Source organism: Knoellia sp. Soil729 (assembly GCF_001427985.1).
Classification (GTDB): Bacteria; Actinomycetota; Actinomycetes; order Actinomycetales; family Dermatophilaceae; genus Knoellia.
Genome location: NZ_LMSA01000003.1, coordinates 367,887 through 383,019, shown reverse-complemented (window position 1 = coordinate 383,019; position 15,133 = coordinate 367,887). Strand labels below are relative to the sequence as shown.

At 69.9% G+C, this 15,133-nt stretch carries 13 protein-coding genes; 12 read left to right on the top strand and 1 reads right to left on the bottom strand.

Annotation, left to right across the window (positions count from 1 at the left end):
• Window positions 1-57: 57 nt before the first annotated feature.
• Both ASG74_RS13585 and ASG74_RS13580 read left to right on the top strand, forming a co-directional pair.
• On the top strand, window positions 58-1,398 hold the full coding sequence (locus tag ASG74_RS13585) for an aldehyde dehydrogenase family protein (protein ID WP_200942613.1): 1,341 nt from the start codon (window positions 58-60) through the stop codon (window positions 1,396-1,398).
• A 12-nt stretch (window positions 1,399-1,410) separates the two neighbouring features.
• Window positions 1,411-2,262, top strand: coding sequence for a glycosyltransferase family 2 protein (locus ASG74_RS13580; protein ID WP_056144513.1), 852 nt, complete (start codon window positions 1,411-1,413; stop codon window positions 2,260-2,262).
• 57 nt (window positions 2,263-2,319) lie between these two features.
• Here ASG74_RS13580 and uxaC read toward each other — a convergent pair whose 3' ends face one another.
• Entirely contained in the window at window positions 2,320-3,741 is a 1,422-nt protein-coding gene (gene uxaC / locus ASG74_RS13575) for a glucuronate isomerase (RefSeq protein ID WP_056144509.1), read from the bottom strand.
• Window positions 3,742-4,007: 266 nt separating this feature from the next.
• On the opposite strand from uxaC, the gene ASG74_RS13570 reads away from it, so the two are divergent.
• The 10 genes from ASG74_RS13570 to eda are packed head-to-tail and all read left to right on the top strand — an operon-like array spanning window position 4,008 to window position 15,133.
• Complete coding sequence (locus tag ASG74_RS13570) at window positions 4,008-5,036, top strand: LacI family DNA-binding transcriptional regulator (protein ID WP_056144506.1); 1,029 nt, start codon at window positions 4,008-4,010, stop codon at window positions 5,034-5,036.
• Window positions 5,037-5,047: 11 nt separating this feature from the next.
• Window positions 5,048-6,277, top strand: coding sequence for an ABC transporter substrate-binding protein (locus ASG74_RS13565; RefSeq protein ID WP_235498969.1), 1,230 nt, complete (start codon window positions 5,048-5,050; stop codon window positions 6,275-6,277).
• Complete coding sequence (locus ASG74_RS13560; RefSeq protein ID WP_082569743.1) at window positions 6,274-7,452, top strand: ABC transporter ATP-binding protein; 1,179 nt, start codon at window positions 6,274-6,276, stop codon at window positions 7,450-7,452. The genes ASG74_RS13565 and ASG74_RS13560 overlap by 4 nt, the downstream gene beginning before the upstream one ends.
• Complete coding sequence (locus tag ASG74_RS13555) at window positions 7,449-8,378, top strand: ABC transporter permease (protein ID WP_056144493.1); 930 nt, start codon at window positions 7,449-7,451, stop codon at window positions 8,376-8,378. The genes ASG74_RS13560 and ASG74_RS13555 overlap by 4 nt, the downstream gene beginning before the upstream one ends.
• A complete protein-coding gene (locus tag ASG74_RS13550; RefSeq protein ID WP_056144490.1) occupies window positions 8,378-9,259 on the top strand; it encodes an ABC transporter permease in 882 nt (293 codons plus the stop codon). Before ASG74_RS13555 ends, ASG74_RS13550 begins: the two co-directional genes overlap by 1 nt.
• Window positions 9,256-10,242 (top strand): PfkB family carbohydrate kinase, encoded by a 987-nt coding sequence (locus ASG74_RS13545; RefSeq protein WP_235498967.1) that lies wholly within the window; start codon window positions 9,256-9,258, stop codon window positions 10,240-10,242. Before ASG74_RS13550 ends, ASG74_RS13545 begins: the two co-directional genes overlap by 4 nt.
• Window positions 10,239-11,771, top strand: coding sequence for a UxaA family hydrolase (locus ASG74_RS13540; RefSeq protein ID WP_056144484.1), 1,533 nt, complete (start codon window positions 10,239-10,241; stop codon window positions 11,769-11,771). Before ASG74_RS13545 ends, ASG74_RS13540 begins: the two co-directional genes overlap by 4 nt.
• A complete protein-coding gene (locus ASG74_RS13535) occupies window positions 11,747-13,264 on the top strand; it encodes a mannitol dehydrogenase family protein (RefSeq protein ID WP_200942612.1) in 1,518 nt (505 codons plus the stop codon). The genes ASG74_RS13540 and ASG74_RS13535 overlap by 25 nt, the downstream gene beginning before the upstream one ends.
• Window positions 13,261-14,490: a D-mannonate dehydratase ManD gene (gene manD / locus ASG74_RS13530; protein WP_056144479.1), complete on the top strand. Its 1,230-nt coding sequence runs from the start codon at window positions 13,261-13,263 to the stop codon at window positions 14,488-14,490. The genes ASG74_RS13535 and manD overlap by 4 nt, the downstream gene beginning before the upstream one ends.
• Entirely contained in the window at window positions 14,480-15,133 is a 654-nt protein-coding gene (eda, locus tag ASG74_RS13525; protein ID WP_056144475.1) for a bifunctional 4-hydroxy-2-oxoglutarate aldolase/2-dehydro-3-deoxy-phosphogluconate aldolase, read from the top strand. The genes manD and eda overlap by 11 nt, the downstream gene beginning before the upstream one ends.

Genomic DNA, 15,133 nt, shown 5'->3' with positions numbered 1-15,133 from the left:
CGCCTCCTGCAGCGTCGTCGACGGTTTGTCAGGGCTTGCTCGGGGCAGGGTTCGAGGGTGAGCATCCGCAACCAGACCCCGACCCAGACCCAGGCCCCGAGTGAGGCCACCGAGGCGGCGGACATCGCGTTCGCCCGGTGGCGGCGCACCGCGCCGTCCGAAAGGGCGGACGCTCTGCGGTCGGCTGCGGCGTCTGTGCGCGACCGCGCGGACGAGCTCGCTGACCTGCTCTGTGACACCACCGGTCGTCTCCTGCAGGAGGCGCGCGCCTCCGCAGTGGTGGCGGCCGATCTGCTCGAGGAAGCAGCGGTTGCGGGGCTCGCCGTCCCGGGCAGGGTGCTCGCGGGGGGTCCCGGAGCGGCTGACTGGGTCCGCGCCGAGCCGCACGGCGTCGTCGCCGTCCTCACCCCGTGGAACGACCCCTATCCGGCAGCGGCCGGGCTGGTGGCTGCGGCACTGGTGACGGGAAACACCGTGGTGCACAAGCCTTCGGAGCGAAGTCTCGCACCGGGGCTGATGCTGGCGAGCCTGATCGCCGAGGCGATGCCCGAGGGGGTGATGACGGTGGTGGCCGGGGACGGTGAGGTGGGCGCTGGCATCGTCGGTGACGACCGAGTGCGGCTCGTCGCCCACATCGGCAGCACGACCACGGGTCAGGAGATCCTGCGGCGTTGCGCCCACAGGGGCGCGCGAGCGGTCGTCGAGAACGGTGGCAAGGACGCGCTCGTCGTCGACGACGGCGTCGACGCCCGATGGGCCGCCGAGCAGATCGCGGTCGGCGCCTTCACGAACGCCGGTCAGCTGTGCACCTCGGTGGAGCGGGTGTACCTGCACGCCTCCGTGGCTGACGACGTCCTGCACGAGCTGGGAAGGACGGCCAAGCGGTGGCACGCCGGGGATCCTCGATCGCCGGACACCACGCTGTGCCGACTCGTGGACGAGGCCCAGCTCGACGTCGTCGAGGCCCACGTGAGCGAGGCGCTGGACCAGGGAGCTCGCGCCCTGGTCGGCGGTCGACGGCTCGACCTGCAGGGACCGTGGTACTCGCCGACGGTCCTCACCGGGTGCACGTCCGAGATGCAGGTGATGAGGGAGGAGACGTTCGGACCGGTCGCACCGGTGCAGGTGGTCGCCTCGTGGGAGGACGGTCTGCGTGAGGCGGACTCCGGCAGCTTCGGCCTCGCAGCCACGGTCCTGACGTCCGACCCGGCCCACGCGATGCAGGCGATCGAGGAGCTGGACGTCGGCACGGTCAAGGTCAACGCGGTGTTCGGTGGGGCGCCACGAGGCTCCGCCGACCCTCGACGTGGCAGTGGCCGAGGACGAGGGTACGGTCCCGACCTGCTGGGGGAGATGACCCTGCTCAAGGCGGTCCACTGGACCACCGGAGCGGGCTGAGGAGCCGCGCTCATGGCAGCTGTCACGACCGTGGTCGCCACCCGCAACCGGTGGCCCGACCTGGAGCGGTCCCTGCCGCGACACCGGGCTCCGGTCATCCTGGTGGACAACGGCTCCCAGGACGGCACGCCGGAGCGGGTTCGCCGTGAGTTCCCGCACGTCGAGGTGGTGGCCCTGGGTCGCAACCTGGGGGCCGTCGCCAGGAACGTCGGAGTGGAGCGGGCCCGCACGCCGCTGGTGGCCTTCGCCGACGACGACTCCTGGTGGGAGCCAGGGGCCCTCGACCGTGCGGCACGGCTCTTCGCGGAGCATCCGCGCATGGCGCTCCTGGCAGCCCGGCTCCTCGTGGGGGACGAGGAGTCACTCGACCCGACCTGCGCCGCGATGGCGCGCTCACCACTGCGGCGCGCGCCGGACCTACCCGGACCGTCGATCCTGGGCTTCCTCGCGTGCGGGGCGGTCGTGCGCACGTCGGCGTTCCTGGAAGCGGGCGGCTTCGACCCTGCGGTGTTCTTCTTCGGTGAGGAGCAGCGGCTGGCTGCTGACCTCGCCGCCCTCGGTGGCGGCCTGTGCTATGTGGAGTCCGTTGTGGCACACCACCATCCATCGGCCGACCGGGACGAGGGGAGCCGCCGGCGGCGCCAGGTGCTGAGTTCGCGCAACGCTGTCCTGACCGCCGTCATGAGGCGTCCATGGCGACAGGTCGCCCGGACCGTGGTGCACGAGGGCCGTCGGGGTGCCGCGGGACGCAAGGGTGTGGCGAACGCAGTCCTGCGCAGTGGGATGGCCCTCAGGCGGCGTCGCCTCCTGCCGCCCGAGGTCGAGTCCGACCTGAGGCAGCTCGAGCTGTCGACCGGCCCCTGACCCAAACTGCCCGGCCCATGACCTCGTCATGCCGCGGGCATGGCGTGGGGACCACGATCACGTGCGTCGGGCGTAGGCGATGCGGGGGAGACGGTGGGCGAGGTCGATGGCTGTCTCCACCGCCTCGTCCTCGGGGAGCCGGTGCTCGGCGACCAGCCGGGCGAGGTAGCCGGCGTCGATCCGCCGGGACAGGTCGTGACGTGCCGGGATCGACGCGAAGGCGCGGGTGTCATCGACGAATCCCGAGGTGTTGTGGAAGCCCGCCGTCTCCGTGGCCAGCTCCCGGAAGCGGCGCATGCCGTCGGGGCTGTCGAGGAACCACCAGGGAGCACCGAGTCGCACGGAGGGGTAGGCGCCCGCTATTGGTGCGAGCTCGCGGCTGTAGGTGGTCTCGTCGACGGTGAACAGGATCATCCGGAAGCCCGGGTCCCGGCCGAAGTCGTCGAGGAGCGGCCTCAGTCCGCGGGTGAACTCGGTGGAGACCGGGATGTCGAAGCCGCGATCAGGACCCGACGCCCCGAACGTCGCGGAGTGGTGGTTGCGGAAGACCCCCGGGTGCAGCTGCATCACGAGCCCGTCGTCCCGGGCCATGCCGGCCAGGGTGTGCAGCATGTGTCCGGCAAACGCAGCGGTGGACTCCGGGCTCACCTCGCCGGCTCGCGCCCGACGGTAGAGCTCGCGTGCCTCGTCAGCGTCGAGCGGGGTGCTGTCGGTGGTGAGGTGACCGTGGTCCGTGGCGAGTCCGCCAGCGGCGATGAAGGCCTCCCGACGCTTTCGCAGCGCTGCGAGGTAGCCGTCGTAGTCCGTGGTGTCGACCCCGGCCAGCACGCCCATCCGGTCAACGTCTGCCAACCAGCTGGGGCTGTCGAGGTGCACGACCGCGTCGGGGCGCAGGGTGGGGATGATGCGCTTCCCCAAGCCGTCGTCGGTGAGTCGCTGGTGGTCGGCGAGGTCGGCGGTGGCCGGGTCGGTCGTCGAGATCAGCTCGATGTTGAAGCGGTCGAGCAGCTGCTGGGGCCGGAAGTCGTCCTCGGCGATCCGGGCGCTGACGAGGTCATAGAGCCGGTCCGCGCTCTCGGCGCTGGGCTGCTCCTCGACCCCGAAGAGGTCGACGAGCTCGTGCTCGAGCCAGTAGCGGGATGGCGTGCCCCTGAAGAGGTGCCACCCTTCGCAGAACCGTCGCCAGATGGCGCGAGGGTCCCTCTCCACTGGTCCACCGTCGGCGCGCGGAACGCCGAGCTCCTCGAGCTGGACGCCCTGTGACACAAGCATTCTGGTGACGTAGTGGTCGGGGGTGATGAGCAGCTGGGCGGGATCGCCGAACGCCGCGTTGTCGGCGAACGTCTGCGCCTCGACGTGCCCGTGCATGCACACCAGCGGAAGGTCACGCACCTCCGCGAAGATGGTCCGGGCGATGGCGCGCACCGTGGGGTCGACCGGCAGCGCGCGGTCGTCATGGAGGGACAGAGGTGTGGTCATCGAGCTCCTTTGGGCGCAGGCCGTTCGACGTGGCGATGGACCGTCGAGGTTCTGCAAAGGGTTGCATGCGCGGGTCGACGTCGCAAGAGATTGCGAAACCCCACTGTCGCGAATCAAGGACTGAACGCGCCTGTACTGCACTCAGATCGAAGGGTCATGAGCGCCGAGATGTCGACTCAAGATCACCGCGAGATGACTATTGACATTTGCTGCAACCGTTTGCAAACTCTTCCCCAATCACTGGATCTCGACGATGAGGAGTGCCCGTGGCTGTCACCATCCGTGACGTCGCCAAGGCTGCAGGCGTGTCCGCCTCCACGGTCTCCCGGGCGCTGTCGATCCCCGACATGGTGGATCCCGAGACCCGTCGACGTGTCACACGCGTGGCCGAGCACTTGGGCTACCGACCCAACCGTGCCGCCCGTGGCCTGTCGACAGGGCGAACGGGCAACCTCGGGCTCATCCTCCCGGACCTGGCCAACCCCTTCTTCCCGTCGGTCGTCAAGGGGATCCAGCTGGCGGCGCACCAAGCCGACTACCAGGTCTTCGTCGCGGACTCGGACGAGGACGCCTCCACCGAGCTGGGGCTCGTGCGCGTGCTGGCCAAGCAGGTCGACGGCATCATCCTGTGCTCGCCCCGCATGAAGCCGGCGGAGCTGAGGGAGGCGGCCACCCTGGCCCCCGTCGTGCTCGTCAACCGCAAGGAGAGGTCGATCCCCTCCGTGTCGGTGGACAACGTCGGCGGAATGCGGCAGATCATCGAGCACCTGAGTGCGCAAGGACACCGTTCGGTCGGGTACGTGGGCGGTCCACGAAGCAGCTGGTCCAACCGCGAGCGAGTGCGCGGGCTGCGCGTGGCGGCGAACCAGAACGGCGTCGAGCTTGTCGAGCTCGGCCACTTCGCGCCCACCTTCGACGGCGGCACCGACGCGGCGGAGGGCGCGGTGATCTCGGGGGTCAGCGCCGTGGTCGCCTACAACGACCTCGTGGCCCTCGGCCTGCTCAACGGGCTGCGCGACAGGGGGGTCGACGTCCCGGGCGAGATGAGCGTCGTCGGCATCGACAACATCCCGATGTCCGCCATGGTCCAACCCTCGCTCACCACGCTCGACATCCCCAAAGACCTGGCCGGCCGCACCTCGGTCGACCTGCTCCTCCGACTGCTCACGGAGGAGTCAGCTCACGTCGCTCGTGCCCGGGAGCTGGCCACCGAGCTGCTTGCGCGGCACACCACCGCACCCGCACCCACCACGTCGACCCGGCCCACCGGTCGCAGCCGCACCCCGCGGCTCTGAAGAAGGGAAACATGCCCATGCGCATCACTCGGCGCACCACCGTCCTCGCCACAGGGGCTCTCCTCGCCGGAGTCCTCGGCGCCTGCGGAGCACCCGCGTCCCCCAACAGCGGTGGCGACACAGCGAAGGCGGGTGCAGACGCTCCCGACAAGCCCTCGAAGGCGGTGGTGCTCAACGTCCTCGACGTCGCGGGCAACCTCCAGCTCACCCAGGGCATGATCGACGACTTCGTCAAGCAGCACCCGGACGTCATCTCCAAGGTGACCTACTCCAAGGCGCCCGCGCCGGACCTCGTCGGCAAGATCAAGGCCCAGCAGGGTGCTGGTCGCGTCGACATCGGCCTCGTGCTCACCGGCACGGACGGCCTCTCGGCCGGCTCGGAGCAGGGGCTGTGGCAGGACCTGCTCCCGAAGTACAAGGACCGCCTCAGCAACATGGACACCTACCAGGAGCCCGCCGCCAAGATGCAGGAGCTCGCGGGCAACGTCGGGGTCACCGTCACCTACTACCCCTCCGGCCCCCTCCTCGAGTACATGCCGGACAAGGTGGCGAACCCGCCGACCTCTGCCGAGGAGCTGCTTGCCTACGCCAAGGCCAACCCGGGCAAGTTCGAGTACGCGCGTCCGGCGAACTCGGGACCGGGCCGCACCTTCATGATGGGTCTGCCCTACATCCTGGGCGACACCGACCCCATGGACCCGATCAAGGGCTGGGACAAGACCTGGGCCTACCTCAAGGACCTCGGCCAGTACATCGACACCTACCAGAGCGGCACGACCGCAACGATGAAGGACCTGGGCAACGGGACGGTCAACATGGTGGCCTCCACCACCGGGTGGGACATCAACCCGCGCGTGCTCGGCACGGTGCCGGAGAGCGCCAAGGTGACGACGATGAAGGGCTTCCACTGGGTCACCGACGCGCACTATGCCGTCGTGCCCAAGGGTGCGTCGGCCGACCAGCAGTCGGCGGTCCTCCAGCTCATCCAGTTCATGCTCACCAAGGAGCAGCAGGCCAAGGCCTACGACGACGGCTACTTCTACCCGGGCCCGGCCGTGAAGGACGTCGACATCTCCATGGCACCGCAGAAGAGCCAGGACGCCATCAAGAAGTTCGGGCGCCCCGAGTACGACGCTCTCATCGAGAGCAACCCGAAGGAGGTTCCTCTGGACAACAAGGCCATGGTGGCGGCGTTCGACAAGTGGGACCGTGAGATCGGCGGCTCGAAGGTCAAGAAGTGACCCAGACCAGCACGTTCTCCGAGCTCCGTCTCGACGGGGTGAGCCGGCAGTTCGCCGGCACCGACGCCCTCAAGGACCTCGACCTGACGATCCGAGCAGGGGAGTTCATCGCCCTGCTCGGCCCGTCGGGCTGCGGCAAGTCGACCGCGCTGAACTGCCTTGCCGGACTGCTGCCGCTCACGGGCGGCAGCATCTGGCAGGACGAGAAGCGGATCGACACCCTCCCGCCGGAGCGCCGCGGCTTCGGCATGGTCTTCCAGAACTACGCGCTGTTCCCGCACATGACCGTGCGCAGCAACATCGCCTTCGGACTGCAGATGCGACGTCTGCCCAAGCAGGAGGTCGCGCAGCGCACCGACGAGGCGATCCGGCTGGTGCAGCTGGAGGAGCATGCCGGCAAGCTGCCGGGCCAGCTCTCCGGTGGGCAGCAGCAGCGTGTCGCCATCGCTCGAGCGGTCGTCCTGGAGCCCTCTCTCGTGCTCATGGACGAGCCCCTGAGCAACCTCGACGCCAAGCTCCGGCTGGAGATGCGGACCGAGATCCGCCGTCTCCACCAGAGCCTGGGCCTCACGACGGTCTACGTCACCCACGACCAGGAGGAGGCCCTGTCCATGGCCGACCGTCTCGTCGTGCTGCGCAAGGGCAAGGTGCAACAGATCGGCACGCCCGAGGACCTGCACACCCGTCCCGCGAACTGGCACGTGGCGGACTTCATGGGCTTCCGCAACCTGGTCGAGCTCACGGTGTCGGGCGCCGACGGTGACCTGGTGGTCGTCGAGGACAAGGGCCTCAAGCTCGCTGCCACACCCGTGGAGCCCCTCAGCACCGGCGACGCAGTCGTCGTGGCCGTGCGCCCCGAGGATCTCGTGGTACGCACAGGCGCCGGCGGTCACAGCTCACCCTCGTCGTCGGTCGACGCGGTCGTCGAGGTGGTCGAGTACCAGGGCCGCGAGCTCGCCGTGGAGGTGCGCACCCGTGAGGGCCAACGCCTGCACGTGAGGACCGGCGAGCGACTGGCTCCCGGGGACGCGGTCACGCTCGACGTGGACCCGGTCCGCCTGCTGGCCTTCCCGCGGGGCGACGAGCCCTTGGCCGGGCGAGCCACCCTCGGCGCCGACGCGGAGCCGCGGGACAAGGACGTCGCCCCCGCACTGTCGGGGAGCGGTCCCTCATGACGGTCCGCACCGAGACGCCCCCGCAGGCGCCCCGACAGGCTCCACGCAACGCGCCGAGCCTGCGGCACCGTCTCGCCGAACGAGGCATCGACAGCCAGCTGTTGCTCCTCGTGCCTGCCATGGTCTTCGTCATCGGGCTGTTCATCTACCCGTTCCTCTACGGGTTGGGACTGTCGTTCCAGCCGACGAACGGCGGAGGCCCCCTCACCGAGTACAAGCGGTTCTTCGAGGACACCTTCCAGCGCGACACCATCTGGAAGACGCTGCGGCTCGCGATTCCCGCCGCCTTGTTCAACGTGCTCGCGGCCGTGCCGATCGCCTACCGGATGCGGGGTCGGTTTCGTGGCAAGCGACTCATCACCACGCTGCTCGTCATCCCGATCACCTTGGGGACCGTGCTCACGGCCGAGGGTCTGCTCAACTTCCTGGGCCCAGCCGGGTGGTTCAACCGCGTCCTGATCTCGGCCGGGATCCTCGACGAGCCGCTCCGTCTGGTCAACAACTACTGGGGCGTCTTCTTCAGCCTCGTCATCACCGGGTTCCCGTTCGCGTTCCTGCTCATCCTGTCCTACCTCTCGGGCATCGACCCGAGCCTGGAACGAGCAGCCGCGACGCTCGGCGCTGACTGGCGTGCACGCTTCCGGCGCATCACCCTGCCGTTGCTGGCGCCGGGGCTCGCCACGACGTTCTGCCTCACCTTCGTGCTGGCGTTCAGCGTGTTCCCGTCCGCCATCCTCGTCGGCAACCCGACGGGGGAGACCCGGGTCATCTCGATCGCGGCCTACCAGGCGGCGTACGAGCAGTACGACTACCCGTTCGCGTCGGCGATCGCCATGATCATGGGCGCCATCGAGATCGTCATCATCGGGGTCGTCCTGCTGTGGCGCAGCCAGTTCTATGTCGGTTCGACCGGAGGCAAGGGCTGATGAGCATCCTGCAGGCACCCGCACCCACGACGTCCGAGACCGGCACCCCGCGCAGGATCGTCGCCAGTCCCGCCGCCTGGGCGGTCTGGGGCAGCGTCGTCCTGTTCATGATCTTCCTGGTCGGCATCGTGGGCTCGGTTCTCGTGAACTCGTTCGGCACCCGATGGTTCGGCACCTGGCTGCCGCAGGGTTGGACCACGCAGTGGTACAGCCAGGCGTGGACCGAGTTCGACCTCCTGCACGTCATCATCGTGACCCTGCAGGTCGCGGTCGCGGTGGTCGTCCTGTCCGTGCTCGTGGGCGTGCCCGCGTCGTACGTCCTCGCACGACGGGACTTCCCGGGCAAGAAGATCGCCTACCTGGCCTTCCTCCTGCCCATCATGATGCCGCCGATCACCTACGGCATCCCGCTGGCGACGGTGCTCTACAAGTTCAACCTGGCCGGCAACCTCTCAGGCGTGATCCTCGCGAACCTCGTGCCGTGCGTGCCGTTCGTCATCCTCACCATGACGCCCTTCATCGAGCAGATCGACCCCGCGATCGAGCGGGCTGCCCGCATGTCGGGCGCGCGCACGATGGCGGTCTTCACGCGCATCCTCGCGCCGCTTCTCGTGCCGGGAATCCTCGCGTCGTGCATCCTCGTGCTGGTGCGCACCGTGGGCATGTTCGAGCTGACCTTCCTCACGGCGGGCCCGGACTCGAACACCCTGGTCGTCGCGCTGTTCAACTCGATGAACGCCGCCGGCATCCGGGCGCAGCAGTCGGTCGACTCGATGGCCGTCATCTATGTGAGCGTGATGATGGTCCTGCTCGTGGTGGCGCTGCGGTTCGTCAACCCGACGCAGCTGGTGGCCCAGGTCAAGGAGGATCAGGACTCGTGAGCGGACCCGACAAGCCTGCGGGTATGCCGCGTGGTCCCGGTGGCGTGGTCGTCCTCGGCGAGGTGTTGGTCGAGCTGTCAGCCCTCTCTCCGTGGAAGGACGGTGGCAGCCTGCGGCTGGCCTTCTCGGGCGACGCGCTCAACGCGGCAGCGGCCTCCGCGGCGGCCGGTGCGCACACCGTCCTCGTCGCGCGGGTCCCGGACGACGAGCTCGGCGACGCCCTGGTGCAACGCGTGGCCGAGCTCGGCATCGACACCAGGCACCTCATCCGGACGGGCGGACAGCACGGCGTATACCTCTCCCACGCGGACCCCGAGGGCTTGCGTCAGTTCGCCTATGCCCGCAAGGGCAGCGCAGGCTCGGAGCTCTCGCCCGAGGATCTCGACGAGGACCTGCTCCGGGGCGCCGGGGTCGTGCTGGGCAGCGGCGTGGCGTGCGCGATCTCGCCGTCGGCCGCCGCGGCGGTGCACCGTGCTGCCGAGATCGCGCCACGGTTCGTCTACGACCCGAACTTCCGCCCGCGGCTCACGTCGGCCCGAGATGCGGCCGAGCACCTGCGGCGCCTGGCGCCTCTGGCCGAGGTCGTGACGCCCTCGTGGCCGGGCGAGGTGGGCGACCTGCTCGGGCTCCCCGCACAGAGCGCAGCAGAAGCCGTGCAGGGCATCCTCGCGCTGGGTGCTCGCGACGTCGTCCTCACCTGCGGCAGTGCCGGCGTGCTGCTGTGGCACGCGGGCACCCTCGAGCACATCCCCGGCGTGCACGCACCACTCGTGGTCGACCAGACGGGTGCCGGGGACTGCCTCACCGGCACCCTCGTGGCGCGGCTGGCCGTGGGCGACGACCTCGCCGAGGCCGCCCGGCTGGCCGTCGCGGCCGCTGCCCTCTCGGTGCAGGGCCAGGGCGGCACAGGGCACATTCCCACTCTCGACGAGACCCGCAGCGCCCGCGCGGCGGCCTCACTGCAAGGAGCTGACCAACCGTGACCGACCAGCTGCTCCGACTCTCGGAGGGCGACGACGTCGCCATCAGCCGCAGTGCCATCGCCCCGGGAGCCGCCCTCACGCTTCCCGACTACGTGACGATCACGGCACCACACGGCATACCGGCCGGTCACAAGGTCGCCCTGAGAGACCTGTCGGCGGGCACCCTGGTGCGCAAGTACGGTCACGTCATCGGCGCTGCGACGCAGGACATCCGGCTCGGGGAGCACGTGCACGTGCACAACCTCGAGATGCCCGCGGGCGCGAGCACCCTCGCCTCCGGAGGTGCTGTCGCAGCGAGCCGCATGGACCTCGCTGGTGTGCGGCGGTCGTTCAACGGCTACCGGCGACGTGACGGATCCGTGGGGACCCGCAACTTCGTCGGTGTCCTCACCACCGTCAACTGCTCGGCCACCGTGGCGCGCCAGGTGGCGCGGCGCACCGAGGACGAGGTCGCCGCCCTGCACGGGGAGGGTGTCGACGGTGTCGTCGCGCTCACCCACGGCACCGGGTGTGGCATGGCCAACCGCGGTGAGGGGTGGGACATCCTGCGGCGCACCCTCCAAGGCTACGCGCGGCACCCCAACATCGGCGCGCTCGTCGTGCTCGGGCTCGGCTGCGAGGTCAACGCGGTCAGCGGGCTCATGGACGACCTCGGGCTCTCGGAGGAGATCCCCGTCGAGGCGTTCACCATCCAGGAGGCTGGCGGGACCGCGGCGGCCATTGCCAGGGGCGAGCAGCTGGTGCGTGGCATGGCCTCGGACCTGCGCGGGAGCAAGCGCGAGGAGGTCGGCGTCGAGCACCTCGTGCTCGGACTGCAGTGTGGCGGGAGTGATGCCTGGTCCGGTCTCACGGCCAACCCCTCCCTCGGCGTCGCCAGCGACCTGCTCGTGGCGGTCGGCGGGACGAGCGTGCTGGGGGAGACGCCCGAGGTCTACGGCGCCGAGCAGATGCTGGCCGAGCGCGCCGTCGACCGCGAGGTGGGTGAGGCCCTGCTCGAACGCATCGCCTGGTGGGAGCGCTACACCGAGTCGCAGGGGACCACCCTCGACGGCAACCCCTCGCCGGGCAACAAGGAGGGTGGCATCACCACCATCCTCGAGAAGTCGCTCGGCGCCGTCGCCAAGGGTGGCCACGCCCCGCTCTCGGCCGTCGTGGGCTACGCCGAGCGCATCCCGCACGACGGCTTCGTCTTCATGGACACCCCGGGCTACGACCCCGTGTCCGTCACCGGCATGGTTGCCGGAGGCGCCAACCTCATCTGCTTCACCACCGGGCGGGGCTCGGTGTTCGGCAGTCGACCGGTGCCCACCGTCAAGCTCGCGACGAACTCGAGCATGGCCCTGCGGATGGCCGGCGACATGGACCTCGACTGCTCCGGCGTCGTCGAGTCCGGCGTCACCCTCGACGAGATGGGTCGCCGGGTCTACGACCTGCTCCTCGACACCGCCTCGGGTCGGCGCACCTTCAGCGAGGAGCTCGGGCTCGGTGGCGAAGAGATGGTGCCGTGGCAGATGGGGGCGGTGCTGTGACCCGGTTGTCGATGGACAGCCTGGCCACCCACTCGCCCTCGGGGGTGCAGCTGCCACCAGCCCGGGAGCTCGCCGCCGAGACCGGCATCCTGCACCTGGGGATCGGTGCGTTCCACCGCGCCCACCAGGCCGTCTTCACCGAGGACGCCGCGGTCCTCGCGCAGGAGCCCGGCTGGGGCATCTGCGGTGTCACCCAGCGGTCCTCGACGGTCGCCGACCACCTGCGACCGCAGGACGGCCTCTACGGCGTCCTCGAGCGTGGGCTGGACGACCCCGCCCTGCGGGTCGTGGGCCAGGTGCGGGAGGCGATCGTCGCCGCGGAGGAGACGCACCGGCTCATGGAGCGCTTCGCCGAGCCTGCTGTGCGCGTCGTGACCTTGACCGTCACCGAGAAGGGCTACCGCCGCGGGCTCGGTGGCGGCCTCAACCTCACGGATCCCGTGGTGCAGGCCGACCTCGCCGGCTCGACCGGCGCAGGTGGGGCGGCGCGCAGCACGGTGGGGCAGCTGGTCCGTGGCATCCAGGCCCGCTCCCACCTCTCGGGCGCGCCGCTGAGCATCCTGTGCTGCGACAACCTCACCGACAACGGTGAGGTGCTGCGCGCGCTGGTGACGGACTTCTGCGCGGCGCTGCCGTCCGCGGAGGGCGACCCGCTCGGCCAGTGGATCGAGGCGAACGTCTCGTTCCCGTCCTCCATGGTCGACCGGATCGTGCCGGCCACGACGGACGCCGACCGCGCGGATGCCCGGCGCCTGCTCGGACTGACCGATGAGGCCCTCGTCGTCGCCGAGCCGTTCCGTCAGTGGGTCATCGAGGACGACTTCCGCGCAGGCCGGCCAAGCTGGGAACGTGCGGGTGCCGACCTGGTGGACTCCGTGCGTCCGTTCGAGCAGGCCAAGCTGCGGGTCCTCAACTGCACCCACTCGTTGCTCGCCTACCTCGGAGCCCTGCGTGGGCACGAGTCGATTGCAGACGCGGTCGCCGACCCAGACCTCGAGCACGCGGCCCGGCAGCTCATCGCCGTCGACGTGCTGCCCACCCTGACGCAGCCCCCGGGGCTCGACCTCACGGCATACGGGCAGGAGGTCATGCAGCGGTTCGCCAACCCTGCGCTTCGCCACCGCACCCTGCAGGTGGCCATGGACGGCTCGCAGAAGCTGCCGATGCGACTCCTGGGGACGATCCGCGACCGGCTCGCGGCGGGGGAGACGCCCCATTGGGCAGGGTTGACGCTCGCTGGCTGGATGGTTTTCGTCGCGACCGGACGTGACCGTTCCGGTCGCACGCTGCCGCTGGAGGACCCACTGGCCGACCGGCTCCGGGCGGCCGTCGCCGGGGCGGAGTCGGCCGACGGCATCGTCGACGGCCTGCTCGGCGTCGAGGAGGTGTTCGGTCCGGACCTGCGGGACTCGGCTGAGCTCAGGGCCGCTCTCGTCGACAGCGTCTCGCGACTCCTGACCGAGCAGCGTTCAGCCGAGGGGGGATCCGCGTGAGGATCACGGCGGCGGACGTCATCGTCTCCAGCCCGGACCGCAACTTCGTCACCCTGCAGATCACGACGGACGAGGGGATCACGGGCCTCGGGGACGGCACGCTCAACGGGCGCGAGCTCGCCGTCGCGTCCTATCTCCAGGACCACGTGGTCCCCCTGCTCATCGGTCGCGATGCGCATCGGATCGAGGATGCGTGGCAGTTCCTGTACCGGTCCGCGTACTGGCGTCGTGGTCCTGTGACCATGACGGCCATCGCCGCGGTGGACGTCGCGCTCTGGGACATCAAGGCCAAGGCGGCCGGTATGCCGCTCTACCAGCTGCTCGGAGGAGCGTCCCGGGACGGGATCATGGCCTACGGGCATGCCTCCGGGCGTGACCTCGAGGAGCTCTTCGACTCCATCCGCCACCACCAGGAGGCCGGGTTCCGCTCGATCCGGGTGCAGACCTCCGTGCCGGGGATAGACGCGGTCTACGGGGTGCCGAGCCAGCCCGGTGCCGGTGAGAAGCGCTATGACTACGAGCCGGCGCAGCGCACAGCCCTCCCGGTGGAGGAGGACTGGGACACGGCGGCCTACCTGCGACACATCCCCTCGGTGTTCGAGGCAGTGCGCTCAGAGTTCGGCGCCGAGGTGCCGTTGCTGCACGACGGCCACCACCGCATGACGCCCATCCAGGCGGCCAGGCTGGGCAAGTCGCTGGAGCCCTACGACCTCTTCTGGCTGGAGGACTGCACTCCTGCCGAGAACCAGGAGGCGCTGCGGCTGGTGCGACAGCACACCACCACCCCGTTGGCGATCGGAGAGGTCTTCAACAGCGTGTGGGACTACCAGACGTTGATCCGGGAGCAGCTCATCGACTACGTGAGGTCGTCGGTGACCCACACGGGCGGGATCTCGGGGCTGAGGAAGATCCTGGACTTCGCCGCGCAGTACCAGGTGAAGTCCGGTCTCCACGGCCCCACGGACATCTCTCCCGTCGGCATGGCGGCCTCCTTGCACCTCGACCTCGCCATCCACAACTTCGGGATCCAGGAGTACATGCACCACGGCTCGCTGACCAACGAGGTGTTCCGGCAGTCGCTGACCTTCGAGGACGGACTTCTCCACCCGGGGGAGCAGCCGGGCCTGGGCGTGGAGATCGACCTCGCAGCAGCGGCCGCGCACCCGTACCAGCCGGCCTACCTGCCGTTCAACCGGCTCCGGGACGGGACCGTCCATGACTGGTGAGCTGCGGGGGACCGGCGTTGCCGGCAGCCGGGAGGTCGTTCGGATCAGCCCGGTCATCCCGGTTGTCGTCATCGACGACGTGGCCGCCGCCGTCCCGCTCGCGCGCGCGCTGGTGCGTGGCGGGGTGCGGGTCGTGGAGATCACCCTGCGCACTCCCGCAGGGCTGCCTGCGCTCGAACGCGTGGCCGCTGAGGTGCCGGAGATCTGCGTTGGTGCAGGCACGGTCACGACGCCCTCGATGGTCGACGCAGTGGTCGCAGCCGGCGCGTCCTTCATCGTCCTGCCCGGGTCACCTGAAGGATTGCTGTCCGCGGCCGTGGACTCCGGGTTGCCGGTGCTGCCGGGAGCGAGCACCATCACCGAGGCCATGCGCCTGGTGGAGCTCGGACAGGACGTGCTCAAGTTCTTCCCCGCGGAGGCGAGCGGTGGTCCGGGCTTCCTCGCTGCCCTGCGCGGTCCGTTGCCCGACATCGAGTTCTGCCCCACCGGCGGAATCAGCAGGGGCAACGTGCGCGACTACCTGGCGCTGCCCAATGTCGTCTGCGTCGGTGGCTCCTGGCTGACCCCCGCAGATGCCCTTGCCGCGAAGGACTGGGACAGGGTCGAGTCCCTCGCGCGAGAGGTGTCGTTGCTCGTGCCCTAG

Bases quoted from the DNA above. Each gene is read 5' to 3' on its own strand.
- uxaC (WP_056144509.1), bottom strand. From the start codon at position 3,741: ATGACCACACCTCTGTCCCTCCATGACGACCGCGCGCTGCCGGTCGAC.
- ASG74_RS13565 (WP_235498969.1), top strand. From the start codon at position 5,048: ATGCCCATGCGCATCACTCGGCGCACCACCGTCCTCGCCACAGGGGCT.
- ASG74_RS13580 (WP_056144513.1), top strand. From the start codon at position 1,411: ATGGCAGCTGTCACGACCGTGGTCGCCACCCGCAACCGGTGGCCCGAC.
- ASG74_RS13550 (WP_056144490.1), top strand. From the start codon at position 8,378: ATGAGCATCCTGCAGGCACCCGCACCCACGACGTCCGAGACCGGCACC.
- ASG74_RS13555 (WP_056144493.1), top strand. From the start codon at position 7,449: ATGACGGTCCGCACCGAGACGCCCCCGCAGGCGCCCCGACAGGCTCCA.
- eda (WP_056144475.1), top strand. From the start codon at position 14,480: ATGACTGGTGAGCTGCGGGGGACCGGCGTTGCCGGCAGCCGGGAGGTC.